21 protein-coding genes and 2 tRNA genes are annotated in these 22,316 nt (G+C 56.3%); 11 read left to right on the plus strand and 12 right to left on the minus strand.

Annotated features, from left to right (window positions below; all coding sequences use genetic code 11):
* The first annotated feature begins 2 nt into the window (after positions 1–2).
* Positions 3–542: a YecA/YgfB family protein gene (locus JJO78_RS10645; protein WP_007154080.1), complete on the plus strand. Its 540-nt coding sequence runs from the start codon at positions 3–5 to the stop codon at positions 540–542.
* On the opposite strand, the gene JJO78_RS10650 is transcribed toward JJO78_RS10645, so the two are convergent.
* Positions 539–1,417, minus strand: coding sequence for a PHP domain-containing protein (locus tag JJO78_RS10650; protein WP_075194777.1), 879 nt, complete (start codon positions 1,415–1,417; stop codon positions 539–541). The genes JJO78_RS10645 and JJO78_RS10650 overlap by 4 nt on opposite strands.
* A gap of 86 nt (positions 1,418–1,503) precedes the next feature.
* Here JJO78_RS10650 and JJO78_RS10655 point away from each other — a divergent pair, with 86 nt between their 5' ends.
* From JJO78_RS10655 to JJO78_RS10665, 3 genes are all read left to right on the plus strand, one after another.
* Complete coding sequence (locus tag JJO78_RS10655) at positions 1,504–1,803, plus strand: YciI family protein (RefSeq protein ID WP_007154082.1); 300 nt, start codon at positions 1,504–1,506, stop codon at positions 1,801–1,803.
* Between the two features lie 117 nt (positions 1,804–1,920).
* Positions 1,921–2,592: a TIGR04211 family SH3 domain-containing protein gene (locus JJO78_RS10660; protein ID WP_273623644.1), complete on the plus strand. Its 672-nt coding sequence runs from the start codon at positions 1,921–1,923 to the stop codon at positions 2,590–2,592.
* Positions 2,593–2,773: 181 nt separating this feature from the next.
* Entirely contained in the window at positions 2,774–3,076 is a 303-nt protein-coding gene (locus JJO78_RS10665; protein WP_226909933.1) for a PilZ domain-containing protein, read from the plus strand.
* Between the two features lie 64 nt (positions 3,077–3,140).
* Here the strand turns inward: JJO78_RS10665 and rraA are convergent, their stop codons facing one another.
* Together rraA and ppsA are read right to left on the minus strand one after the other, a co-directional pair.
* A complete protein-coding gene (gene rraA / locus JJO78_RS10670; RefSeq protein WP_036205000.1) occupies positions 3,141–3,623 on the minus strand; it encodes a ribonuclease E activity regulator RraA in 483 nt (160 codons plus the stop codon).
* Between the two features lie 25 nt (positions 3,624–3,648).
* A complete protein-coding gene (ppsA, locus tag JJO78_RS10675; RefSeq protein WP_036204999.1) occupies positions 3,649–6,021 on the minus strand; it encodes a phosphoenolpyruvate synthase in 2,373 nt (790 codons plus the stop codon).
* Between the two features lie 174 nt (positions 6,022–6,195).
* On the opposite strand from ppsA, the gene ppsR reads away from it, so the two are divergent.
* A complete protein-coding gene (gene ppsR, locus JJO78_RS10680; protein WP_007154087.1) occupies positions 6,196–7,011 on the plus strand; it encodes a posphoenolpyruvate synthetase regulatory kinase/phosphorylase PpsR in 816 nt (271 codons plus the stop codon).
* Between the two features lie 75 nt (positions 7,012–7,086).
* Here the strand turns inward: ppsR and JJO78_RS10685 are convergent, their stop codons facing one another.
* Entirely contained in the window at positions 7,087–10,011 is a 2,925-nt protein-coding gene (locus tag JJO78_RS10685; protein ID WP_127401604.1) for an insulinase family protein, read from the minus strand.
* 98 nt (positions 10,012–10,109) lie between these two features.
* Between JJO78_RS10685 and JJO78_RS10690 the strand changes: the two genes are divergently transcribed.
* The 3 genes from JJO78_RS10690 to JJO78_RS10700 all read left to right on the plus strand — a co-directional run bounded on the left by JJO78_RS10690 (position 10,110) and on the right by JJO78_RS10700 (position 13,308).
* Complete coding sequence (locus JJO78_RS10690) at positions 10,110–10,631, plus strand: hypothetical protein (RefSeq protein ID WP_226909934.1); 522 nt, start codon at positions 10,110–10,112, stop codon at positions 10,629–10,631.
* 159 nt (positions 10,632–10,790) lie between these two features.
* Entirely contained in the window at positions 10,791–12,161 is a 1,371-nt protein-coding gene (locus JJO78_RS10695) for an MORN repeat-containing protein (protein WP_127401606.1), read from the plus strand.
* A gap of 49 nt (positions 12,162–12,210) precedes the next feature.
* The gene (locus tag JJO78_RS10700; RefSeq protein ID WP_041333750.1) at positions 12,211–13,308 is read left to right on the plus strand and encodes a response regulator; all 1,098 of its coding nucleotides are present in this window, start codon (positions 12,211–12,213) and stop codon (positions 13,306–13,308) included.
* A gap of 61 nt (positions 13,309–13,369) precedes the next feature.
* Here JJO78_RS10700 and JJO78_RS10705 read toward each other — a convergent pair whose 3' ends face one another.
* Together JJO78_RS10705 and JJO78_RS10710 are read right to left on the minus strand one after the other, a co-directional pair.
* Positions 13,370–14,116 (minus strand): hypothetical protein, encoded by a 747-nt coding sequence (locus tag JJO78_RS10705; RefSeq protein ID WP_036204995.1) that lies wholly within the window; start codon positions 14,114–14,116, stop codon positions 13,370–13,372.
* A 237-nt stretch (positions 14,117–14,353) separates the two neighbouring features.
* Positions 14,354–14,989, minus strand: a complete 636-nt coding sequence (locus tag JJO78_RS10710) for a nucleotidyltransferase family protein (protein WP_321170132.1) — start codon at positions 14,987–14,989, stop codon at positions 14,354–14,356.
* A gap of 74 nt (positions 14,990–15,063) precedes the next feature.
* On the opposite strand from JJO78_RS10710, the gene JJO78_RS10715 reads away from it, so the two are divergent.
* The gene (locus tag JJO78_RS10715; RefSeq protein WP_075194771.1) at positions 15,064–15,915 is read left to right on the plus strand and encodes a 6-pyruvoyl trahydropterin synthase family protein; all 852 of its coding nucleotides are present in this window, start codon (positions 15,064–15,066) and stop codon (positions 15,913–15,915) included.
* Positions 15,916–15,996: 81 nt separating this feature from the next.
* Here JJO78_RS10715 and JJO78_RS10720 read toward each other — a convergent pair.
* The 3 genes from JJO78_RS10720 to gltX all read right to left on the minus strand — a co-directional run bounded on the left by JJO78_RS10720 (position 15,997) and on the right by gltX (position 17,752).
* A tRNA-Glu gene (locus JJO78_RS10720) sits at positions 15,997–16,072 on the minus strand.
* A gap of 7 nt (positions 16,073–16,079) precedes the next feature.
* Positions 16,080–16,155 (minus strand) — tRNA-Ala (locus JJO78_RS10725).
* A 112-nt stretch (positions 16,156–16,267) separates the two neighbouring features.
* A complete protein-coding gene (gltX, locus tag JJO78_RS10730; RefSeq protein WP_127401608.1) occupies positions 16,268–17,752 on the minus strand; it encodes a glutamate--tRNA ligase in 1,485 nt (494 codons plus the stop codon).
* A 162-nt stretch (positions 17,753–17,914) separates the two neighbouring features.
* Here gltX and JJO78_RS10735 point away from each other — a divergent pair, with 162 nt between their 5' ends.
* On the plus strand, positions 17,915–18,892 hold the full coding sequence (locus JJO78_RS10735; protein ID WP_127401610.1) for a zinc ABC transporter substrate-binding protein: 978 nt from the start codon (positions 17,915–17,917) through the stop codon (positions 18,890–18,892).
* On the opposite strand, the gene JJO78_RS10740 is transcribed toward JJO78_RS10735, so the two are convergent.
* The gene (locus tag JJO78_RS10740; RefSeq protein ID WP_127401612.1) at positions 18,872–19,786 is read right to left on the minus strand and encodes an AEC family transporter; all 915 of its coding nucleotides are present in this window, start codon (positions 19,784–19,786) and stop codon (positions 18,872–18,874) included. The two genes, JJO78_RS10735 and JJO78_RS10740, sit on opposite strands and share 21 nt — an antisense overlap.
* A 194-nt stretch (positions 19,787–19,980) precedes the next feature.
* On the opposite strand from JJO78_RS10740, the gene JJO78_RS10745 reads away from it, so the two are divergent.
* Positions 19,981–20,319 (plus strand): hypothetical protein, encoded by a 339-nt coding sequence (locus tag JJO78_RS10745; RefSeq protein ID WP_075194767.1) that lies wholly within the window; start codon positions 19,981–19,983, stop codon positions 20,317–20,319.
* Positions 20,320–20,351: 32 nt separating this feature from the next.
* Here the strand turns inward: JJO78_RS10745 and JJO78_RS10750 are convergent, their stop codons facing one another.
* Together JJO78_RS10750 and JJO78_RS10755 are read right to left on the minus strand one after the other, a co-directional pair.
* Positions 20,352–21,122 (minus strand): SDR family oxidoreductase, encoded by a 771-nt coding sequence (locus JJO78_RS10750; RefSeq protein WP_126812219.1) that lies wholly within the window; start codon positions 21,120–21,122, stop codon positions 20,352–20,354.
* A 41-nt stretch (positions 21,123–21,163) separates the two neighbouring features.
* The gene (locus JJO78_RS10755; protein ID WP_127401614.1) at positions 21,164–21,943 is read right to left on the minus strand and encodes a CLCA_X family protein; all 780 of its coding nucleotides are present in this window, start codon (positions 21,941–21,943) and stop codon (positions 21,164–21,166) included.
* Positions 21,944–22,316 lie beyond the last annotated feature (373 nt).

A 22,316-nucleotide genomic window follows, 5' to 3' on the forward strand; every position in this document is an offset into this window, starting at 1 on the left:
GAATGCTATCAGATTCGGACATCGAAGCGCTGGAAGACATCCTTTTCGCAGAACCCTGGGGCGACGAGGCCCTGGATTTCTTCGGTTTGCATGGGGTTGTCTGCGCCAGCGTGGTAGGCCCGACATCCTTGAGCACTGAAGACATCTTCAGGCTGGCCACGGGCGCCGAACAGGCGCCCAGCGGCCAGGTTCCGGATGTGTTCCGCCAGGCCGTTGAGCAACTCGGCAGGGATATGGCACACGCACTGGACATGGGCCAGCCCCTTGAGTTGCCGGAACCTGAAGATGGCGATCCGATGAATGCATTGGAGAACTGGTGTGCCGGGTTCGTGGACACCTTCCTCGAGAATGAGGAAGCCTGGCTGGAAGCCGGCGAGGAGGAAACCGCAGACCTGCTGGTGCCGATGCTCACGCTGTCTGGGCTGTTCGAGGATGAAGACTTCCAGAACGTCCGCAACAGCGAGAAACTGTCCCGGCAAATGGCGGACGCCATTCCCGACTCGCTGACCGACCTATACCTGCTGTTCCACGCACCGGATTAAACCGCTGCGGGAACCCCTGCCGGTTGTTTGAAATGATGCCAGACAGGCTCAAGCCCGTCTGGCATTTTCATGATGACCCCAAGCTCACACCAGGGTGCACCGGGAAAATGGAAATCGCTGCCCTGGGAGGCAAGCAGGTTTTCCCGACGACACAGTTCCGCCAAAAAGCCCAGATCACCGCTGGACTGCCCCGACGTTGAGACTTCAATACTCCGGCCTCCCGCCTGACGGAAGTCGGCAACGAGCGCGCGCAGTTTGGTTGCGGTAAGCTTGTACTTCCTGGGGTGAGCCAGCACGGCCACACCTCCGGCCTCTGTAATCCACCGGACTACCTCCGGCAATTCAGGCCAGAAACCCTTTACATCCCCCGCCTTGCCAGCTCCAAGGTAGCGCTTGAACGCCTGGGCGATATCCTTTACCACCCCCTCTTCCACCAGCACCCTGGCAAAATGAGGCCGACCGGGCACGTCGCCGCCCGCCTTATCCGTTGCCTTCTCGAGCAGGTTTTCAATTTTCAGCTTTGAAAGCTTGTCGGTAATGGTGCGGGCTCGGGACCAACGGTTCGTGTTCTGCCGCTCCAATGCCTGCTTCAGACGGTCGTCATCAACGTCAAAATCAAGCCCGACTACGTGTATGGTGTGACTTTTCCAGAGGCAGGACAGCTCGGTACCGGCGATCAGCGTAAGACCAGCCTCCCGTGCGGCCTCCGATGCCTCTTCAAGCCCGGCGATGGTATCGTGATCTGTTATGGCAAGGTGGGTAACACCTCTGGCGTGAGCACGTGCGACCAATTCCTTCGGCGGCAACGCGCCGTCGGACGCCGTCGTGTGGCAATGCAGATCAATGCAGAAGTCAGCTTCTTGAGTTATAGTCACATCTTTCCCGATTTCAGAGTAAATACCATCAACGCCAGTGTACCAGCCAGGTATTACACTGTGTCAGTAAATATCCGGAGAATATCATGTACTACGCCATCATCAGCGAAGATGTCGAGAACAGTCTGCCGCTAAGGTCTTCCGCCCGTCCTGCCCACATTGAACGGCTAAAACTGCTCAGAGACGAAGGCCGCCTTCTGGTCGCGGGTCCCCACCCGGCCCTGGACACACCGGAACCCGGTGACGCAGGGTTCACCGGCAGCCTGGTTGTGGCCGAATTTGATTCATTGGCATCGGCCCAGGCCTGGGCCGATGCCGACCCCTACGTGGATGCCGGTGTGTACCAGAAAGTGATCGTCAAACCCTTCAAGGCTGTACTGCCTTGAAGGCATAGGGTTGTCTGCACCTGGCACCATGAGCTTTTTGTAATGAACTCCACCTTGTATGACCCGGCATCTATGACAAAATTGCGCCTTAAATCGCTGTTCCAGGGAATAAAACCAGTGACGCCTTTACGTCTGATTACCTGCATTATCGTTTTGATGGTGGCTGCAACGTCAACCCACGCCAAAACCGTTTATGTCGATGACACGCTCTACGCTCCGATCCGAAGTGGTGAAGGGACACAGTACCGAATCCTGCACTCGGGAGTCCGGAGCGGAACCTCGCTTGAGCTGCTGGAAACATCGGAATCAGGGTATAGCCGTGTACGCACGCCGGACGGCATCGAAGGCTGGATGGTGTCCCGCTATCTCACCGACACTCCTATTGCACGCCAGCGCCTGGAAGCCACCAACCGGCAACTGGAACAAGCCCGCAATGAACTGAATAATCTCAGGACGCAGCTTGAGGAAGTCACAGCGGAACGGAACGAACTCAGGAGCTCGGAAGAGTCCCTGGAAGCCCGCGCCGGAAGACTCAGCGAAGAGCTTCGTAATATCAAGGAAGTCGCTTCGGACTCCATCAACCTGAATCGGCGGAATAGCGAGCTTCGCGAAGAGAACCAGAAGCTGCGCAACGACCTGGAAGTGCTCACTGCGGAAAAGGAGCGCCTGGAAGCCAAAAAGGAATCCGATTTCATGCTATTGGGTGCAGCCCTTGTGCTGCTCGGGGTAATTTTGGCCCTTGTTATCCCGCTGCTCAAGCCTTCACGGAAAACGGACAACTGGGCATAGAACACCTCCCCATCGCGGGAGACGTTGGAGGAAGCGCCTCTTCGAAAACCCACATATAGTGTCATTCGGGAAACCTAAATACTAAATATAAGGGCTTCCCGAATTTTTATTCCCATGAATTCTTTGACGCTTCCGCCCTTAGCATTTATAACTAACAAAACAACAACCGCGAGGTGCCGGGATGTCTGAAACCATGAAGGACTATTCAGAAAAACGCGATTTCCACCGCATGACAATGAACTCGGAAATCGAACTCACAGACAGCAATGGCGTCGCGATTCCAGGCATTTGCCGGGATCTCAGCGGCACTGGCATGCAGCTTTACGTAGAAAGGGCGTTTGCTGAAGGGGATGAAATCCACACCCTTCTACCTTCCACCAGCGAGCAATTCCCGCCATTCGAAACGGTCTGCCGCGTGCTTCGCTGTGTTCCTGACGGGGATGGGTTTCTCCTGGGGATGGAGATTGTAAAGGTAAAACGCTGACCGGTGCGGTCAAGGGAAATGTAGCCCGGTAGAGTACGGGGGAACTACCGGGCAAACGGCCGTATCAGTCGATCTTCAGTGGCTTTTCGGAAACCACGATACCGTTGTTATCGGCATAGATGTAATGGCCAGGATGGAAGGTCACGCCTCCGAAGGTGACCGGCACGTCCAGATCACCCACTCCACGCTTCTCGGTCTTGCGCGGATGCGTACCCAGCGCCTGCACTCCCAGGGCTGTCTTTCCAATGACATCTACATCGCGAATGCAGCCATAGATCACCAGGCCAGCCCAACCATTACCCGCCGCTTTCTCGGCCAGCATGTCACCCAGCAGAGCGGCCCGCTTTGATCCGCCACCATCGACAACCATCACACGACCGTTACCCGGCAGGGCAACCTGTTCCTTAACGATGGAATTGTCCTCAAAGCATTTCACCGTCACGATCTCGCCCCCGAAGGCGTCCACGCCACCAAAGTTGCGGAAACCCGGCTCTACCACCAGGATTTCGGGGTAATCGTCACACAGATCAGGGGTTACGATAGGCACGCACGTGCTCCTTTTCTCGAAATGGTCAGTCGATTTTCTCGTCCGCGAGGAAGAACCAGGTATCCAGTACCGAGTCCGGATTCAGGGATACGGAATCGATCCCCTGATCCATCAGCCATTTGGCCAGATCAGGATGATCCGAGGGCCCCTGGCCGCAGATACCGATGTACTTATTCGCCTTCTTGCAGGCCTGGATAGCACTGCCCAATAACGCCTTGACGGCGTCATTCCGCTCATCAAACAGGTGGGCAATGATGCCGGAGTCCCTGTCCAGCCCCAGGGTCAACTGGGTCAGGTCGTTAGAACCAATCGAGAAGCCGTCAAAATGCTCCAGGAACTGCTCGGCCAACAGGGCGTTGGCGGGAAGCTCGCACATCATGATCACGCGCAAACCGTTCTCGCCACGCTTGAGCCCATTTTCCGCCAACAGGTTCACCACCTGCTCGGCTTCTCCCACCGTGCGGACAAAAGGCACCATGATCTCAACGTTGGTCAGCCCCATTTCATTACGGACTTTCTTCAACGCCCGGCATTCAAGCTCGAAACAATCACGGAAGGTTTCGGAGATATACCGGGAGGCACCACGGAAGCCCAGCATCGGGTTTTCTTCATCGGGCTCGTAAAGGGTACCGCCGATCAGGTTGGCGTATTCATTGGACTTGAAGTCGGACAGCCGCACAATCACCTTCTTGGGCGCAAAGGCAGCGGCAAGGGTGGATATTCCCTCGACCAGCTTGTCGACGTAGAAGTCCACCGGCGAGCTGTACCCGGAGATCCGTTTCTCCACCGTCTGACGAATATCTCGCGGCAGGCCGTCAAAATTCAGCAGCGCCTTCGGGTGAACGCCAATCATGCGGTTGATGATGAACTCGAGCCTCGCCAGGCCGACACCTTCATTGGGTAGCGCCTGGAAGTCGAAGGCCCGGTCCGGGTTACCCACGTTCATCATGATTTTGAACGGTATGGCGGGCATGGAGTCTACCGTGTTTTCCTTCAGCTCAAAATCGAGGCTGCCCTCGTAGATCATCCCGGTGTCGCCTTCGGCACAGGACACCGTCACTTCCTGGCCGTCTTTCAGAATCTCCGTGGCATCGCCACAGCCCACCACGGCCGGAATACCAAGCTCCCGCGCGATAATGGCAGCATGGCAGGTACGCCCACCGCGGTCGGTTACGATGGCGGACGCCCGCTTCATCACCGGCTCCCAGTCCGGGTCGGTCATATCCGTAACGAGAACATCGCCCGCCTGTACGCGGTCCATCTCCTTGATACTGGTGATGATCTTGACCGGGCCACTGCCAATCTTGTGGCCGATACTGCGGCCCTCCACCAGGATGGTGCCGGTCTCATTGAGCAGATAGCGCTCCATCACGTTGGCCGAAGCGCGGCTCTTAACGGTTTCCGGACGGGCCTGCACAATGTAGATACGGCCGTCGTCGCCATCTTTCGCCCATTCAATGTCCATCGGGCGCTGGTAATGCTTTTCGATGATCATGGCCTGCTTGGCCAGTTCTTCCACTTCCGCGTCAGTGATGCAGAAGCGATTACGTTCGTCCTGTTCAACCTTGACCGTTTCCACAAACTGCTCTGCGGCGGGGTCAGTGTGGTAAACCATCTTGATGGCCTTGCTACCCAGGTTGCGGCGCAGAACGGCAGGCTTGCCCGCCGTGAGGGTGGGCTTGTGAACGTAGAATTCATCGGGGTTCACAGCACCCTGCACCACCGTTTCACCCAGGCCGTAGGAGCCGGTGATAAACACGACATCCCGGAAACCGGATTCCGTGTCCAGGGTGAACATAACGCCACTGGCAGCGGTCTCACTGCGCACCATTTTCTGAATGCCAGCAGACAAGGCTACCTGTTTGTGATCAAAACCGTGGTGGACACGATAGGAAATGGCGCGGTCATTGAACAGGGAGGCGAAGACCTCCTTTACTGACGTCCGCACCTGTTCCAGGCCCACAACGTTAAGGAAAGTCTCCTGCTGGCCAGCAAATGACGCATCCGGAAGATCTTCCGCAGTGGCTGACGAACGCACCGCCACCGCGAGGTTGTCGTTGCCGTCACGTAGCTTTGCGTAGGCGTCCGCAAGTGGCTTTTCCAGCGCGTCCGGAAATGGCGTATCAAGAATCCACTGGCGAATTTCGGAGCCGACCCGAGCCAACTCGTTCACATCATTGATGTCCAGAGCGTCCAAAGCGTTGTCGATCTTTTCACGAAGACCGTCTTTGGCCAGGAATTCACGGTAGGCGTGAGCGGTTGTAGCAAAGCCACCCGGAACGGTAACACCTGCGTTGGCAAGATTACTGATCATTTCACCGAGGGAGGCATTCTTTCCCCCGACCCGGTCAACGTCTGACATTCCCAGGTGATCAAACCAGATAATGTAATCTTCCAAAGCGTGTCTCCCTTGATTCATTGTAGCAAAGAGCCAAACCGGACAGGTGGAGCTGATTTCAACCCTGCAATTACTGCATTCTCCACTGCGGGCTCTCGAACTTGGCGTGTATGATACTGTAACCTGTGGAATTTACCTAGGGTAGCCGCCAAATACGGAGCCGGACCGCACACCATGAAACGAACCGCTTTCTTTATATCCGATGGCACCGGCCTGACCGCCGAGGCCTTGGGGCACAGCCTTCTGGCACAATTTGAGAAAATTGAGTTTGAACGCATTACGGTGCCATATATTGATGACGCTGACAAAGCCCGGGAGATGGTCAAGCGCATCAATAAAGCGGAGGAAATCGATGGCATGCGGCCGCTGGTTTTCGACACCATCGTTAATAGCGATATCCGCGATGTTATCGCCGGCGCAAACGGTTTCATGGTGGATATCTTCGGTACCTTCCTGAATCCATTGGAACAGGAGCTGCAGTCCTCGTCGTCCTATACCGTTGGCAAATCACACGCCATCAACAACGAAGGCAGCTACGAACGGCGCATCCATGCTGTTAATTTTGCGCTGGATAACGATGACGGCGCCCGCACGCGTCATTACGACGAGGCAGACCTGATTCTCGTCGGCGCCTCTCGCAGCGGCAAGACGCCCACCTGCCTGTATCTGGCCCTGCAATATGGTGTAAAGGCGGCCAACTATCCCATAACCGAGGAAGATCTGGACGACCAGCAAATGCCAGCTGCGCTACGGCCTCACAAGGAGAAAATTTTTGGGCTGACCATCGAGCCGGAGCGGCTGGCAACCATCCGCAACGAACGCAGACCGAACTCCCGTTATTCATCCATGAAGCAGTGCATGCATGAAATTGAGGAAATTGAGCTGATGTACCGCCGGGAACGAATTCCTTACCTCAACACAACCGCGTATTCCGTGGAGGAAATCTCTACGCGCATCATGGTCAGCACCGGGCTTAAACGGAACCGATAGAGCAGATAACAAAAAGGCCGACGCCCTCTCCCTTAATGAGCGTCGGCCTTCCGTTTTCGGATGCTTTCAGGTGCCTTATAGCTCCTGGATTTCCAGCCCCAGTTTTTCAGCGGTATCACGATTTTCGAAGCTGGTGACAACCGCCACACTGGCGCTGTCCGGCTTCAGCCACTCGTGGGCCACTCGTTTCATATCATCCAGGGTCACCGCCAACACCCGTTCCCGGAAACGCGCACGCTGCTCGGGCGTCCGGCCGAACAGACGATTGTGGAAGGCATGGCGGGCTGCACCAGCTGGTGACCGTGGGCGATCCAGTTGCCCGATCACGCCGAGAATGGATTCTTCCAGCTCCTGAGGATCGTGCTGCTCGGTCTGCAGCCACTCCAAGGCGTTATCAAAATCCTCCAACGTCTCGCCCAACCGGGGATCGCGGTATGAAAAGAAACGGAACGTGCCGTTCACGCTGTCCTGGCCAGCTCCACCGCCATAGGCGCCACCCTTTTCACGGATCGCCCGGTGCAAGTAGCCGTTGCGCAGGAAACCACCCAAAACGGTCAGTGCCGCTGCGTCCGGGTGGTCGATTGCAACCGTGCTGTAGGCTTTGGCGCAGAAGTTCACCTGGGTTGACGTTAACCACGCCTGACGCGCCTGATAACTGACGGGCTCAAGCTTCCAGGCTGCTTGCTCTCCCGCACCGGAGTCGCCCCAAACGGTCTTCATTTCCGTCAGCATCGGGTCCAGCTGTTCTTCCTCACCGATCAGCAGGAATTGACGGGACTGGTTCCGAATACGTTCGTGCAGTGCTGCAAGCCGCTCACAGAATCTGTCGAGCTCGGCCGGTTCGCTGAGGGACTTATCCAGCGCCTTGACGCCACGGATAGCTTCCAATCCCCCAAGACGGAACGACAGCCACGCACCCGGGCTGATTCCCTGCGATGCCGCCCCCATGGCCAACGCATGGCCACTGCCAGTAACCGCCTGCTCGCGGCGGGAACGAATCTGGGCAATCAGCTCCCGCACCCGCTCCTTCTCATCAAAGCGGGCGCCATTAAAGACGTCGTTCAGGAGGCGAGTCAACGCCTCGCGGTTTCGAGCCAGCGCCTTGCCATTAAAGACGATATAACCCTCAAGATCCTGAACATCGTCGATTTTTCCCTTGGCGGAGAAGGACGCACTGATGCCACCGGATTCCGCCGAAATACGATCCTGCATCTGCAGGTAATCCAAGTCGCCGCAACCCACTTCCGGAATCAGGGTGGTGTAGTACGGCAGCAACAACAGTTCTTCCTCGGTCAGGTTCGGTACCGGCAGGATCACCTGCTCGTACACCAGACCATTGGTGCCACGGGCATAAATGGTCGCAGGCATGTCGCCGGCGAACCGCGCCTCGGGTTCCGGCAACTGCAGGGGAACATCGGTCAGGTCAACCTTCGGCAGGATGGAATCGTCGTCTTTCCGTGTCTGCCGTTCTTCCAGGGCCTGGGCGCGCTCGATAATCTGGCGAACCTCTTCGTCAGTCAATGAGGCCTTGCGGCGGGCAAGGGCATCGCGAATTGCCGCCTGGCGACGACTCTCCAGCTTGTCATCCGGACGCAGCGTGAGGGTAACGCGGTGCGGATTTTCCAGCAGTTTGCGGCGGATCAGGCCGGGCACATACTGAGGATCACGGATTTTTTCCCGCATATCAGCCAGGACCGGCTCCAAATCCAGGAGCTCAACCGGATCGCCGCCATGGACCATCGGCGAAATCGCGGTCATGATCAGTTGCAGGCCATACGGGAAGCTATCGCCGGCAATCTCGCGCTGATGCAATTCCAACTGGTGCAAAATGGCTTCCAGGCGATCCTCACTGACGCCCTCTTCCACTACCTTCGCCAACGTCTGTTCGATCAGCGCTTCAAGGTCGTCCTGCCTCTCCGGGTCACTGCCCTCAATGCCGCAGACAAAGGTCATTTCACGGTTGGAGTCTTCCAGGCCGCACATCGGAGACGGCGAATGACCAATATCGGTGGTTTCCAGCGCCCGCATCAGGGGCGACGCACTGTTTTCCAGAAGAACACTGGCCAGCAGCTGCCCCTCCAGGTTTTCCTGCAGGTCAAAGCTGTGTCCCAGCAACCAGCCCATCACGATATGGGTCTTGTGGCCGGTTTCCTCGCCCTCACTGACGGCGTAACTCTGGTCGACGCGCACCGGCGAGAACATCCGCTTCTCATCACGTACCGGCAGCTCCACATCCAGACGATCAAACCGCTTCAGAGCCAGCTCCTCGAAGCGTTCATGATGCTCGTGAGCTGGAATGTCCCCGTAGGTCGCAAAGATCGCATTGCTGGGATGGTAGTGATGACGGTAGAAGCGCAACAGGTCGTCGTAGCTCAGATCTACAATGTGGTCTGGCTCACCACCACTGTTGTAGTGGTAGGTGGTGGTCGGGAACAGGTGGCTGGACAGGTTCTGCCACAGCTGTGACGTGGGCGCACTCATGGCGCCTTTCATTTCGTTGTAGACCACACCGCGGTAGACCAGGTCGGTGGACGGATCGTCTGGCGTATCGAATTCGAGGCGATGCCCTTCCTGCGCAAAGTCCAGCGGGTCCAGAGAGGAAAAGAACACCGAGTCCAGATAAACCGTCAACAGGTTGTCGAAATCCTTGCGGTTCATGCTGGCGAAGGGATAAGCCGTCCAGTCACTACTGGTAAAGGCATTCATAAAGGTGTTCAGGGACCGGCGAATCATCATGAAAAACGGATCGCGCACCGGAAAACGCTCGCTGCCACACAGCGCCGTATGCTCCAGGATATGAGCAACACCGGTGGAGTCCATGGGAAAGGTTCGCAGGGCCACAAAGAACACGTTTTCGTCGTTATCCGCCGCCAGGTGCAAGTGGCGGGCACCGGTTTTGCGGTGACGGTATTCCTCGACCGTCACGTTCAGCGTGCTGATCCGGTGACTGCGAAGCTTTTCAAAGGCCGGATGGACGGTGTTTTCGATCACTGCAGCCATTCAAACTGTCCTGTCTTTAACTAAATGGGGATTGTAGGGTAACACGTACTTTCTATTATCATGCACTAACCAGAAGCGACAAGGCAGTACCCAACGCCATGACCACCGAACCCCACGAAATCCACACATCGGACGCTTCGCCAAAGTCGGCCAGATCCGCCCACCAGGCCGCCGGCAATCGCCGCGCCATCCACGCTCCGGAGGTGGCCGCCTATTGGGCCGAGCGCCGACGCTACCTGGAGCGCATACGCCGCGTTCCGGAAATAAGGCAGCGTTACTGGCGCGCCATCGGTATGTATCTGCTTCGCCGGGTGCTCTGGTCCTTTGGTTTCTTTCCGGTTTTCATCGCGTTCTGGGTGCCTTTTGTACTTTCCAGCTTCAACCCGGTGGTCATGGCGTCCGACCTGATCCCGTTGCTCGAAGGGTTCGTCGACGCCAACCCGGAAATTCAGGCAAACACCCTGAGCACGTTGGTCATCGCCTGGGCATCGATCGGGTTCTTTTTTCTGGTCTTCGATTTTGTGCTAACGCCGTTCAAATCCCCCTACGAATATGAAGCAGACGTCTACATGCGCTCCTGGGAACAGCTCAACCATGACCAGCTTCCGGACAAAGTGTGATTTGTCCTGCATTCTCGTGAACTTCAGTGACTTTGTGTTACATAACATTGCCCCAACTGGGTAAGATGAAGCGGTGCCATCCCTCATACCCGTTGACCAACGACGATGAAACGGGCGAAACATTGGCAGTTACACGAATGCAGAATTGAGAGGTTGTCCATGGTCGATTTCAGACCCCTCCTGTTTGTCAACGCACTGGCACTGATGCTTCTGGTGACGGCAGGCTTTGCGTCTGTCCGCGATGACCTGTCCAGGGGCATGAAACCGGTAGCCACCGCCCCGGACACCGAAGAGACCATTGCCCTTGCGTCCATGGATACCCCAGTGGACGCGCAGCGTTCGGACGAACTTTACCAGCCGAATAGCAGGGAAGACGTAGCCGAAAACGACCTCGAACTGCCCTTGGAAAACGATGCCCTGGCGGCATCCGGAGAGACGCCAGTCAACGGTTCCGAGACCGCGTCCGACGCCAACCGCATAAACGCAGAGCCTTTTTCCGCTCCCGACCTGCCGGAAGACCCCAAGATGCTGGCGATGGCAGAGCCAGTGTCTGCCATGCCGGAAACGGAGGCTCGGAGCGATGCGCCAGAGCCTCCCACAACCGGGCTGCTGATCCTGCGCTCCAATGTCGTCGGTGACAACGTCACCATCAATGGTAAGAACCACGGGGCCACACGGCTGGATCTGGAATTGGAGCCGGGCCAATACGACATCATCATCCGCAAGAAAGGTTACAAGCCCTGGCAACAGACCGTGGCTATCGCCGCCGGCAATGAGAAAACCCTGGTGGGCAAACTGGAGGCCTATACGAGGGTGGAGTACCGGGACGGCACCTGGGTTGGCGGCATCAAAACCGGCGATGGCACCTACGAAGACGCCGACGGACTCAGGTATGAGGGGCACTTCGTGGACGGCGAATTTGACGGTAAGGGCACCGCCTGGCTCCCGGACGGCAGCCGCTATGAAGGCGACTGGGAAAAAGGCCAGCGTCATGGCGAAGGCACCTGGCGTGACGCGGATGACACCCGCTACACCGGCCAGTTCCGCAATGACCAGTTTGACGGCCAGGGCACGCTCACCATGGCCAATGGCGACATTCTCACCGGACAATGGTCAGGCGGCAGGCTCAACGGGCATGGCTCGCTCACCACCTCGGACGGCATGCTCTATGTCGGCGGCTTCAAGGATGACGAATTCCATGGTGAAGGCACTCTTACCTACCCCGACGGGCGCCACTACGAAGGGGAATTCTCCAACGGCGAGTTCCACGGGAACGGCAAGGAAGTCTTCGCTGATGGAAAAAAATACGAAGGCCAGTATATTGAAGGCTCGTTCCACGGCAAAGGGCTGCTACTGAACCCCAATGGCAGTTCGATTGAAGCGACCTTCCGGTACGGCGAACCCTATGGACAGGTACGCCTGACAACGGCAGCCGGGGAGGTATTTACTGCCCGGACCAAGGAACCCGGTGTTTGTTATCGGGAGAAAAGCTACCGGGCCACCCAGTGCCCGACACTTGAAGGCTGGTAAACGCCGGCCCGATAACGAACACACACGCTGTAAAGGTTGAGGTTGTGACATGGCGATCAAGAATGCACTCCTGGTAGACGACTCGAAAGTGGCTCGATTTGCCCTGAGCAAACTGCTGGAAGGCCGGGACATGGAGGTGAACATGGCTGGCTCGGCAGAGGAGGCATTGGATTTTTTGAGCTCCCATCAACGTCCAGACGTGATTTTCATGGATCACCTTATGCCGGGCATGAACGGTGTGGAGGCCACCAAGGCCATCAAGGGCAACCCCGACACTGCCGCCATCCCCATCATTATGTGTACCTCCAAGAAATCGTCGTCGTTCATGGAGGAAGCCCGCAACTTCGGCGTTTACAACATTCTGACCAAGCCCCCACACACCGAGGGGCTTAGCCTCGTTCTCGACCAGCTCGACAGTGATGTGACCGAAGGCAATCTGCCCGAACCGCCGGAACTGGATGCCGAGCCAAATGAATTGGACGATGACATCCTCGACATTCCCTCCGATGCCTCCCTGGAAATGTCACCAAAAGCCGACGATGGGCTACACGCGAGCGACAACAGCGGCCCCCAGGTTGTCCCACTGACCAGCGATCTGATCGAACAGATCGCCCGCTCAGCGGTAAAAACCCACATTAACAACCGCCTGCACGAGTTACTCAGCTCGCTGTTCGACGAGCAGTTTGACCATCTTAAGCGGGTACTGGACGAATCCAGCAAAAAGCAGGAAACCGCGGTTGAGGAACGCCTGAACGCGGTGACCGAAATGATCGAAGAGCGCACCCGCAACCTGCGTGACGACGTGGCGGCGGAAGTTAACCTGAACCTGGGCCGGGAACTCGCTGACCTGCGCAAAGACCTCTCTCGCAATACCGGCTTCACCAGTGACCACATGGCGGAACTCAAGGATCACATCACCAGCGTACAAACCATTGATACCGAGTTCTGGCAGACCCTGCAATCCGAGGCCATCCAGCAGGCCCATGAAATTTCCCGGGAAACCGCGGAGGACATCGCCCAGCGCACCATTGACCTGTTCGTGGCACAACAGCGCTCCGCCACCTCTCGCATCTACACCGTCGGCCTGGCCGCCAGCCTTGGTATTTTTGCGGTGGGCATCGCCTGGCTTTCAGGGTTGTTCGCCTGAAGGCAGGACAACAAAACGACGGAAATACCGAGCCGGGTTACCCGGCTCGGTATTTCTGCTCTTAGCACTGACGACGTCTTCTCAATCCCGCTATCAGAACCCCGGTCAACCCCAACGCAAACAACGGAAGACTTGCTGGAGTCGGCACAGATGCCGTTGGAGGGACATCTGGAGTGTCCGGATTGTCCGGGTTGGTACCCGGATCACCCAGGAAAAAGCTGTCTATGCCCAGGTCGGCCCTTGGCCCAAAGGTACTATGCGCTATAACTTCAAGTGTCTGGATCTCAGCAGTCGCGGTAAAAATCATGGTTTCCCACATCCAATCCGCGATTGTGCCCAGGTCGGGCATCTCCATAGCAGAGGAATTCTGACTCTCTGTCCCAAAGATGATCTCCCAATAACCTCCTGCCTCGGAGAACGCGCTATTGCTTATACTCTGCTCAAAGGAAATCTCATACTGCTGCCCAATAACCAGCCCTTCGAGACCAACCTGCAAGGCACTCTCCACATAGGGCGATCCTGCTCGACCATCCCAGCCAATACCATGAAGAAAATCACCGCCGGTGCTGCTTGATTGCCAGGCGAAATTATTCATGGTTGTACCAGCATTGAACACATCCGGCGTACCCTCTGTTGTAGTCCAGCCGGGAGGCACATCACTGTTGAATGAGTTCGTATTGCCGGTATAACCTTCGAATCCACCGTTTTCAAAAGCGTCAAGTAACGCTGCAGACGAGTTGCCACTGGAAAAGAGTAACGCCGATGCCAGCAGGCAAGGCGTCAGTGAGTTTCTAGTCAGGTTATGCATGATTAACCCTCCATGCTTGATTTTGGCCTGGGAGCTCGATCAATGCCCAAACCACCACGGAGACAACGCCGAATCCCCAGCCTCCTCACATGACCAAAGCATAGCTCGCGCCAAAATCACAATTCATCGGAGTTTCATAGAGTAAGGGGTGTTTTCGATTTCTATCCGAGCGCTATATGCATAAAAACCTGACACCGTTGGGCCGCCCAGAGACAGATCCTCTGCACCTGCAATGCCTTAATCGTAGCGGATTCGCTTCCAATCCTCTGGCGTATCCACATCGGATTCAACACCCTTGATGGCAAGTGTCCTGGCCTGATGACGAGTCAGTATACGAGCCGCACCGCGATCACCCTCCAGCATCATTATCTCTTTCCATAGGCGCCTGGGTATGTAGGCGGGAGCGCCGGGATTACCGTAGATATCTGCCGCAATCGGCTCACTCACCTCTTGCCTCGCACAAAATGCCAGAGAGCGAAGATCAGACTCCGAAACTAACGGTTGATCAAGAAGAGTGACAAATACGCCCTTGGCTCGTGGGCCCATAGTCTGGAGCCCGGATTTCAATGAAGCAGCCATCCCAAATACCCAATCAGGCGTGTAACACCAGGCAGAGGGCTGATTACGACATCGATACCGTACCAAGGGGTATCCAGAACCAGAGACAACCGTAACGTTCGCTCCCAATTGCTTGGCCTGGGACACAGCGTGATCCATTAACGTGCCATCATTGAATTTAAGTAGCGCCTTCGGCCTTCCCATACGCCTGGAGGCTCCTGCCGCCAGGAGTAGAACAGGAAAAGCGTGGTAATCGGAACCGGCAATAGTGTGCATTTGTACTTGGGTCTCCTCGCTACCCCTGACGCAAGTCATACAAGGCTGCTAGCGTTGGCGGATTTTTGCTAGAATCTGCGCATCAATCAACCTTTTCTTGCCAGGCCCCTCCGATGAATCACCTTTTCGTAGACAATCTAACGGTTATCGACTTCGCCTACCTGGATGCTTCCAGAGGGCTCGTCGGTGAAAGCTGGATTGTGGATGTGGTGCTCGGTGGCGAACTGGATGACCAAGGCATGGTGTTTGATTTCAGCAACGTCAAACGCACCATCAAGCGGGTCATCGACGAGCGCGTGGACCACCGGCTGGTGATCCCAAGAGCCTATAAGGGGCTTGAGTGGAATGAGGATGAGCCAGACAGCTTCACCTGGCATCTGACCGACGGCACCCGGATTCTTCATCGGTCCCCGGACGAAGCGGTGGTGTGGCTGTCGTCTGACCGTGTAGTGCCATCTGCCGTTGCCCGGCTGTTGGAGCAGGAGTTACGGGCAGTCTTGCCGGCAAACGTGACGGATGTGGATATTGCGTTACGTGAAGATGTGATTGAAGGGGCCTACTACCACTATGTTCACGGCCTGAAGAAACACATGGGTAATTGCCAGCGAATCGCCCATGGGCATCGCTCGCCTATTCGGATCGACCGCAATGAGCACAGAGACCGGGATCTTGAGAACCAATGGGCCAAACGGTGGCAGGATATCTATGTGGGCTCCGAGGAGGACGTAACCCAACGCTGGGTGGCCGAGGATGGCACAGCGTACGTCACCTTTGAATACGAGGCGAATCAGGGGGAATTTGCGCTGACGTTGCCGGAGAGCCGGGTTTATATGCTGGATTCGGACACCACAGTGGAGCTTATTGCGGCGCACATTGCCGGACAGTTGAAATCCGAGTTTCCGGAGGACGCCATTCGTGTCAAGGCCTATGAAGGCGTCGGAAAAGGGGCTATAGCGTCCCGCTGACATTTCCTTCAGACACAAAAAAACCGCCCGAAGGCGGTTTTTTTGATGGCTTACCGGCGGACTAAACCGGTTGAGCCGTATTGGCGTCCCCTAGGGGGTTCGAACCCCTGTTGCCGCCGTGAAAGGGCGGAGTCCTAGGCCACTAGACGAAGGGGACTAGAAATTGGTGGAGCCAAGCGGGATCGAACCGCTGACCTCAACACTGCCAGTGTTGCGCTCTCCCAGCTGAGCTATGGCCCCTCAACGGCTGCGTATATTAAGGATCGACCCTTGGGGCGTCAACCTTTTTTCCAACGTTTTTTCAGTTTCGTGAACATCCCTGTTCTGGTCGCTTACTAATTCAACAGATTGGTTATTCCGCCAGCAATGCCGCGTATTCTTTTTCCACCCGCTTGGTTTCCTTCTTGGAGAATCCACCCATTACCTCAAGAGCATGGCGCAGGCGAGACCGGGTCATGTCCGGACCAAGGATAGCCATGGAGTCCATAACGGACCAGGAGTTAGGGGTACCGGCGACAGCGACGAAGATGGCGAACATGAAATCACCCATCTTCAGCTCCATGGCTTTGGCCAGAGCTTTAACGTCGGCAAAGATATTCTCTTTGCTCCAATGGCGCTGGGCTTCAAGCTTCCACAGGGTAAACTGGAGCACCCGCTTGACCTGGCTTTCATCCAGCTTGTTGTGACCGAAGTCTTCCGGCTTGAGGTTGAGCATGCCGGAGAACATGAACGAGGCCATCGGCGATACATCACTGAACACTTCCGCCCGGCCCTTGATGTGAGGCACCAGATCCCGCAGCGCCTGCTCGTTGAACCACCAGTGGCGCATGCGCTCGACGAACTGGTCGTCGCTGAGTTCGTCACGGATCCACTGACCGTTGAGCCAGCGCAGCTTTTCCACGTCGAAAACCGGGCCGCCCAGGGAAACCCGCTGGATGTCGAAGTTTTCGATCATTTCATCCAGGGTGAATTTCTCGCGCTCATCCGGCATGGACCAGCCCATACGGCCCAGGTAGTTGGTAACCGCTTCCGGCAGGAATCCCATGCGCTCGTAGAAGTTGATGCTGGTGGGGTTCTTGCGCTTGGACAGCTTGCTCTTATCCGGATTGCGCAGTAGCGGCAGGTGGCACAGTACCGGCATGTCCCAGCCAAAGTATTCGTACAGCAATTTGTGCTTGGGCGCAGAGTTGATCCACTCTTCTCCACGCAACACGTGGGTGATTTCCATCAGGTGATCGTCAACCACATTGGCCAGGTGGTAGGTGGGCATGCCGTCGGATTTCAGCAGGATCTGACTATCTACCTGGGACCAGTCGATTTCGATGGTGCCGCGTAGCATATCGTCGATTTCACAAACGCCGTCTTCCGGTACTTTCATCCGGATAACATAGGGGTCACCAGCATCCAGGCGACGCTTGACCTCTTCCTCAGTCAGCTCCAGATTGCCCTTGATACCTGGATTCAGGCCCTGAGCCTTACGCTCTTCGCGAATGGCATCCAGCTCTTCAGGTGTGCGGAAGCAATAAAACGCATGCCCCTGGGTGACAAGGTCCAACGCGTATTGACGATACGAATCCTTCCGCTCTGATTGCCTGTAGGGACCATGGGGGCCACCTACGTCAGGGCCTTCGTCCCACTCCAGCCCAAGCCAGCGCAAGGCATTCAGGATGTCCTGTTCAGACTCCTGCGTACTGCGAACCTGATCCGTGTCTTCAATCCGCAGGATGAACTGGCCACCGTGCTGACGGGCGAAGCACAGGTTAAACAACGCCACGAAGGCGGTGCCAACGTGGGGATCACCGGTGGGAGACGGTGCGATTCGGGTACGTACGGTCATGAAAACATCCTGATGGTGTCAGCCTGAAAAAGGCTATGCATTAAAAGCCACGCATTATACCGGCCACAGCCGGATTTCGCATGGTCAGGCGATCGCCCTCTTCATTCGCCGCTCGTATTGTTATATTATAACGTACCATTGATTTTCCAGAGTCTCAGTCACATGACCACTAGCCGCTTTACAGGCCTCATCGCATTGGGTGCCGCCACACTCCTGGCATCCACCAGCACCCTGGCAAGCACCCAGGTTGTCACCTCCCTCAAGCCCATCGAACTGCTGGTGAAAGCCATAGCCGCTGACGATGTGGAAATCACCACGCTGGTTCAGCCTGGCGCCAGCCCGCACAACTACTCAATGAAACCCTCACAGCGCAGGGCACTGGAAGCTGCTGACGCCATTTTTTGGGTGGGCCCTGAGATGGAAACCTTCCTGACCCGACTGCTCGGCGGAAGCGAGTTCCGGGATCGCACCTATTCACTCATGCACGGCGAAAACGTGCCGGAAGTGCAGTCAGACAACAATCACGGTGACCATGACGAACATGAACATCACAACCACCATGACGACCATGAAGAATCAGGCGGTCATGACGACCATCACCACGACCACGGCTCCGGAGAGGATCCGCACATTTGGCTGGATCCGGCCCTGGCGGTTGAGATGGCGCGGGATATTCACCGGGTACTCGCAACCCTGAAAAGTGCAGACACCCACGTGCTTGACGCCAATCTGGCGCGTTTCGAGCAGGCTATGGCCGAGACCGAGACAGCGATCAATCGACGCCTGGATCCTGCTCGCGACATTGATCTCTTCACATACCACGACGCATTCACCCGCTTCGTGGGACACTACAACATGAACCTGGAAGGCATTCTGACGCTGAACCCGGAACTGTCTCCAGGTGCCGGCCACATCGCAGAAGTCCAGGAAAAACTGCGCAACGCCAATCAACCCTGCCTGCTGACTGAGCCTCAGTTCAACCGTCAATGGTGGCGCTCAATCACCGAAGGTCTGGACATAACATTCAGTACCTGGGACCCGCTCGCCACCGATATTGAAACCGATCAAGACGGCTACATCACTTTTCAACAGAGCCTTGCAGACGCTGTGCTCAAGTGCTTACCAGAGGATGCCAAGTAGAAGGGGAATAGTCACCATGGCCAGCAAGGTCTGGCCACTGATGATGCCCGCCATCAAGGGCGCGTCACCACCAAGCTGGCGCGCCAGGATGTATGAAGAAGTGGCTGTTGGCAGCGCTGCCAGCAGTATGGCCACCTGAACCATCATCCCTTCCAGGCCCAGCAGCAGTGCCAACCCTGCCGTAAGCAGCGGGAAACCTACCAGCTTTGCCATCGAGGACACCAGGAATGGCATGGAGGCGCCGCGTAGCGCCTTTAGCTGCAGGCCAGCACCCACCGTCATCAAACCCAGCGGCAACGCAAGGTCACTTAATGGCTCGAGAATACCTGCCACCAGTGGATGGAAGCCAATCTGAAAATAGCTCCAGAACATCCCAACCACCGAACCAATGATCAGAGGGTTGGAGACGACAGCCTTGAATACGGGCTTCAGCTTCACCGCACCCTGCCCCGCCACCACGGAGAACATCAGGATGCAAAGCAGGTTCAGCAACGGTACTTTCACTGCCACGGCAATGGCAATCAGCGACAGGCCGTCATCCCCAAGCAACATACCGGCTGTTGCCAGGGCCACGTAGGAATTGAAACGGATACCGCCCTGAAATACCGAGGAAAATACCGGCCCCGGCCAACGCCAGAGCCATTGCAGCGCAATGAGCAACAGGGTCATTGCGGCCAGCATGGCAACGATCAAAATGAGGATATCGCCGTAGGCTGACGCTGGCATCTGAGCCTGGCCCAACTTGAAGATCAACATCGCCGGGAAAAGGACGTAGTAGGTGAAGCGCTCCGCCTGGGGCCAAAAGTCGCCCCCTGGAAAATGCCAGCGCCGGAACAGATAACCCAACAAAATCAATACAAATACAGGCACCAGCGCCTGAACCATTACTGGCATATAAATAGCGTTCCGCAGATGTTAGTAACGCCGTATCGTATTAGAAAGCTCAATGGCATGCATCTAAATAGCGCTTAGTGCGAAATGTGATGCTTTTTGCGACATACGTCCCAGGACAGCCGGCCCGCGCTTGTCGCCTGATCAACCAATAAATACCCTAAGATCGCTAATTATCTGAAAAAAGGATGCTTTCAATGTTCCGCCGTGGATGCCTGATTATCGTCACACTTGCCTCGTTTAACGCCCTCGGCGAGACAACGGCGGGTAACAAGGCAAAAACCACTCCCTCCACTCTCGGCGCCGGCTTTTCAGCTATGACGGAAGACGATCTAATGAATGCCAATGCAGGCCTTGGCAACATGGATGCACTGCAACAAAATTTCGATCAGACAGCGGGTGCTCCCTTGCGTGATCAAACCGGGACAAGTCCACAGCCATTGAATATTAGTGGCCCCACCCTTTCGTTGCCGGCATTTGGTTCCGAACAGATGCAGCAAAGGTACATTGAAAAGGCCACCAACCACCCGCGTTGATCGTCTGGGATGTGATCCGGACCAAAAGCAGACTACTGACGCCAGAGTTTTCTTAACACACGCCGGGTCAGGGACGTGGGCGCGGATTTGGCGATGGGCCACAATGCCCGGAACTGCATGGAAACTGGTCGGTGCAGACGTGGCTGCTCGACCTGAGCCCACACCTGTGCTGCAACGACGTCCGGAGTCAGGTTAACACCCAGGCGCTCAAATAAACGGGATCCCTGCTCGTTCTGCTGCACCATGCCGGTATTCACGAACGGAGGCATCAGATCACACACGCGGATATCGTGTGGCTCCCATTCAATATCCAGAGCCTCGGTCATCGCACGTACGGCGTGCTTGCTGGCGGAGTAAGACGCGAAGTCCGGAATCCCATAGGCGGCAGATGCCGAGCTCATGTTCACCACCTGGGCACCCGGCGTTGCCTTCAGATACGGGAAGGCGCCGTGCAGAACCGTCATCAGCCCAATCACATTGACCTCTACCACGGCCCGATGCGCGGCCAAATTGATCTTCTCGAACGGGCCGACTTTCAGAATGCCGGCATTATTGTGAAGCAACCTCAACCGGCCACCCGTACGACTGGCAAAGTCTGCCAGGCCCTGCCTGACCGATGTCTCGTCCACCACGTCCATAATGTGGGTACTGCACCGCTCATCCCCAAGTTCACTCTCAAGCGATGCCAGGGCCGCCTCATCCCGGTCAGCAGCACCGACAAACCATCCCTTGGAGGCGAAAAGACGGGCGGTCTCCCGGCCAATACCGGCGGCAGCGCCAGTGATAAAAATGCAGTTGTTCATGAGGCAACCCTGTCTTTGTTATCGATCGAATGTGGATGATCTCAGGAAGTTGACGACAAAGATTGGCCAACAGGGCCATCTTCAGCATGCTCACGATAAAGTGCTCCACCCAATGCCATAAAGTAGCCTTCAAACGCGTCGTTGATTCGCTGGCGCTGCTTTCCTTCCGGATAAAGACCTGCCCTGGCCTCGTCAGAGTAGACGGTCCCCCTGACCAGAAAATTGCTCTGCGGCTGACTGTCTTCAACAAACGCTTCAAATGCCCGGGCACAGAGTTCTTCAGGCCTCGCGTGATAAAGCACCTTCATCTGCGTATCCGCCCGCTTCGAACACTGAAACAACGAACTGGGGCTGGTGCCATCCTCATTCAGCAAGATGGCCTGAAAACAGGCGCCCAATCGTTTGTTGAGAGGATGCTCCTTCTGGTCAGCGCTATCCAGCCAACCACTGGACGCGAATCCGCCACTCCCCAGGCGGCGGAACGCCTTATGCCCCATGTAATGATCGAAAGCGTGAAACCATTCGTGGGCCAGGCTTCCTGCCCCCGCATTCTTCGCAAGCGCCAATTGTCGGGTTGCAGGGATGTAGTGCGCGGCAACGCCCGGCCGGCCGCCGATCCCGTACTGCAACCCCAGTGATCCACGCAACGAGATCAGATGTTCCGGGCCCTGGAGGATACTCATAAGATCGCACAAAGCCTCATAGAACCTGCCTGCCGCCCGGTCCCGTTCAGGCGGTGTAACCCAACGACCCACTTCAATGCTCCGGAATTCGAACCGGCGCCTAACGTCAACAAAAGATACCGGGCCTTGTCCAGTCATGACGGATCCACCTGCCTGGTTGAAATTTTGAAAGGCCGAATCGAGCATGCCTTCGACCCAATACTGATTATTCATACAGTATTTTGTCGCGCATTGATCGCCACGTCAACGACTCGTGAATCCAGTCGCGACATCCGTGTTTACACTACCTTTCGCACACCCCCTCACGCCAAAAGGTGCGTTTTCCTGATAAACTGTGCCCCCTCGAATCACTTGTGAACGGTATAACTGAGCAGTCAATGAACATGAACGCGCCCCAGGAAACTCCCACTCTGAAGCCCTCCCGCCGCTTCTGCGTGGCCCCGATGATGGATAGATTCCACAGAGAACGTGAGGTCAGTAGTCACAAGGGTTTTCAGGTAGGTCGGAAGCC

This window comes from Marinobacter sp. DS40M6, from assembly GCF_028581595.1.
Lineage (GTDB): Bacteria > Pseudomonadota > Gammaproteobacteria > Pseudomonadales > Oleiphilaceae > Marinobacter > Marinobacter salarius.

Excerpts from the sequence above, each read along its gene's own strand:
- JJO78_RS10645 (WP_007154080.1), top strand. The coding sequence starts at position 3 with ATGCTATCAGATTCGGACATCGAAGCGCTGGAAGACATCCTTTTCGCA.
- JJO78_RS10655 (WP_007154082.1), top strand. The coding sequence starts at position 1,504 with ATGTACTACGCCATCATCAGCGAAGATGTCGAGAACAGTCTGCCGCTA.
- JJO78_RS10665 (WP_226909933.1), top strand. The coding sequence starts at position 2,774 with ATGTCTGAAACCATGAAGGACTATTCAGAAAAACGCGATTTCCACCGC.
- ppsR (WP_007154087.1), top strand. The coding sequence starts at position 6,196 with ATGAAACGAACCGCTTTCTTTATATCCGATGGCACCGGCCTGACCGCC.
- JJO78_RS10685 (WP_127401604.1), bottom strand. The coding sequence starts at position 10,011 with ATGGCTGCAGTGATCGAAAACACCGTCCATCCGGCCTTTGAAAAGCTT.
- JJO78_RS10690 (WP_226909934.1), top strand. The coding sequence starts at position 10,110 with ATGACCACCGAACCCCACGAAATCCACACATCGGACGCTTCGCCAAAG.
- JJO78_RS10695 (WP_127401606.1), top strand. The coding sequence starts at position 10,791 with ATGGTCGATTTCAGACCCCTCCTGTTTGTCAACGCACTGGCACTGATG.
- JJO78_RS10700 (WP_041333750.1), top strand. The coding sequence starts at position 12,211 with ATGGCGATCAAGAATGCACTCCTGGTAGACGACTCGAAAGTGGCTCGA.
- JJO78_RS10705 (WP_036204995.1), bottom strand. The coding sequence starts at position 14,116 with ATGCATAACCTGACTAGAAACTCACTGACGCCTTGCCTGCTGGCATCG.
- JJO78_RS10710 (WP_321170132.1), bottom strand. The coding sequence starts at position 14,989 with ATGACTTGCGTCAGGGGTAGCGAGGAGACCCAAGTACAAATGCACACT.
- JJO78_RS10715 (WP_075194771.1), top strand. The coding sequence starts at position 15,064 with ATGAATCACCTTTTCGTAGACAATCTAACGGTTATCGACTTCGCCTAC.
- gltX (WP_127401608.1), bottom strand. The coding sequence starts at position 17,752 with ATGACCGTACGTACCCGAATCGCACCGTCTCCCACCGGTGATCCCCAC.
- JJO78_RS10735 (WP_127401610.1), top strand. The coding sequence starts at position 17,915 with ATGACCACTAGCCGCTTTACAGGCCTCATCGCATTGGGTGCCGCCACA.
- JJO78_RS10740 (WP_127401612.1), bottom strand. The coding sequence starts at position 19,786 with ATGCCAGTAATGGTTCAGGCGCTGGTGCCTGTATTTGTATTGATTTTG.
- JJO78_RS10745 (WP_075194767.1), top strand. The coding sequence starts at position 19,981 with ATGTTCCGCCGTGGATGCCTGATTATCGTCACACTTGCCTCGTTTAAC.
- JJO78_RS10750 (WP_126812219.1), bottom strand. The coding sequence starts at position 21,122 with ATGAACAACTGCATTTTTATCACTGGCGCTGCCGCCGGTATTGGCCGG.
- JJO78_RS10755 (WP_127401614.1), bottom strand. The coding sequence starts at position 21,943 with ATGACTGGACAAGGCCCGGTATCTTTTGTTGACGTTAGGCGCCGGTTC.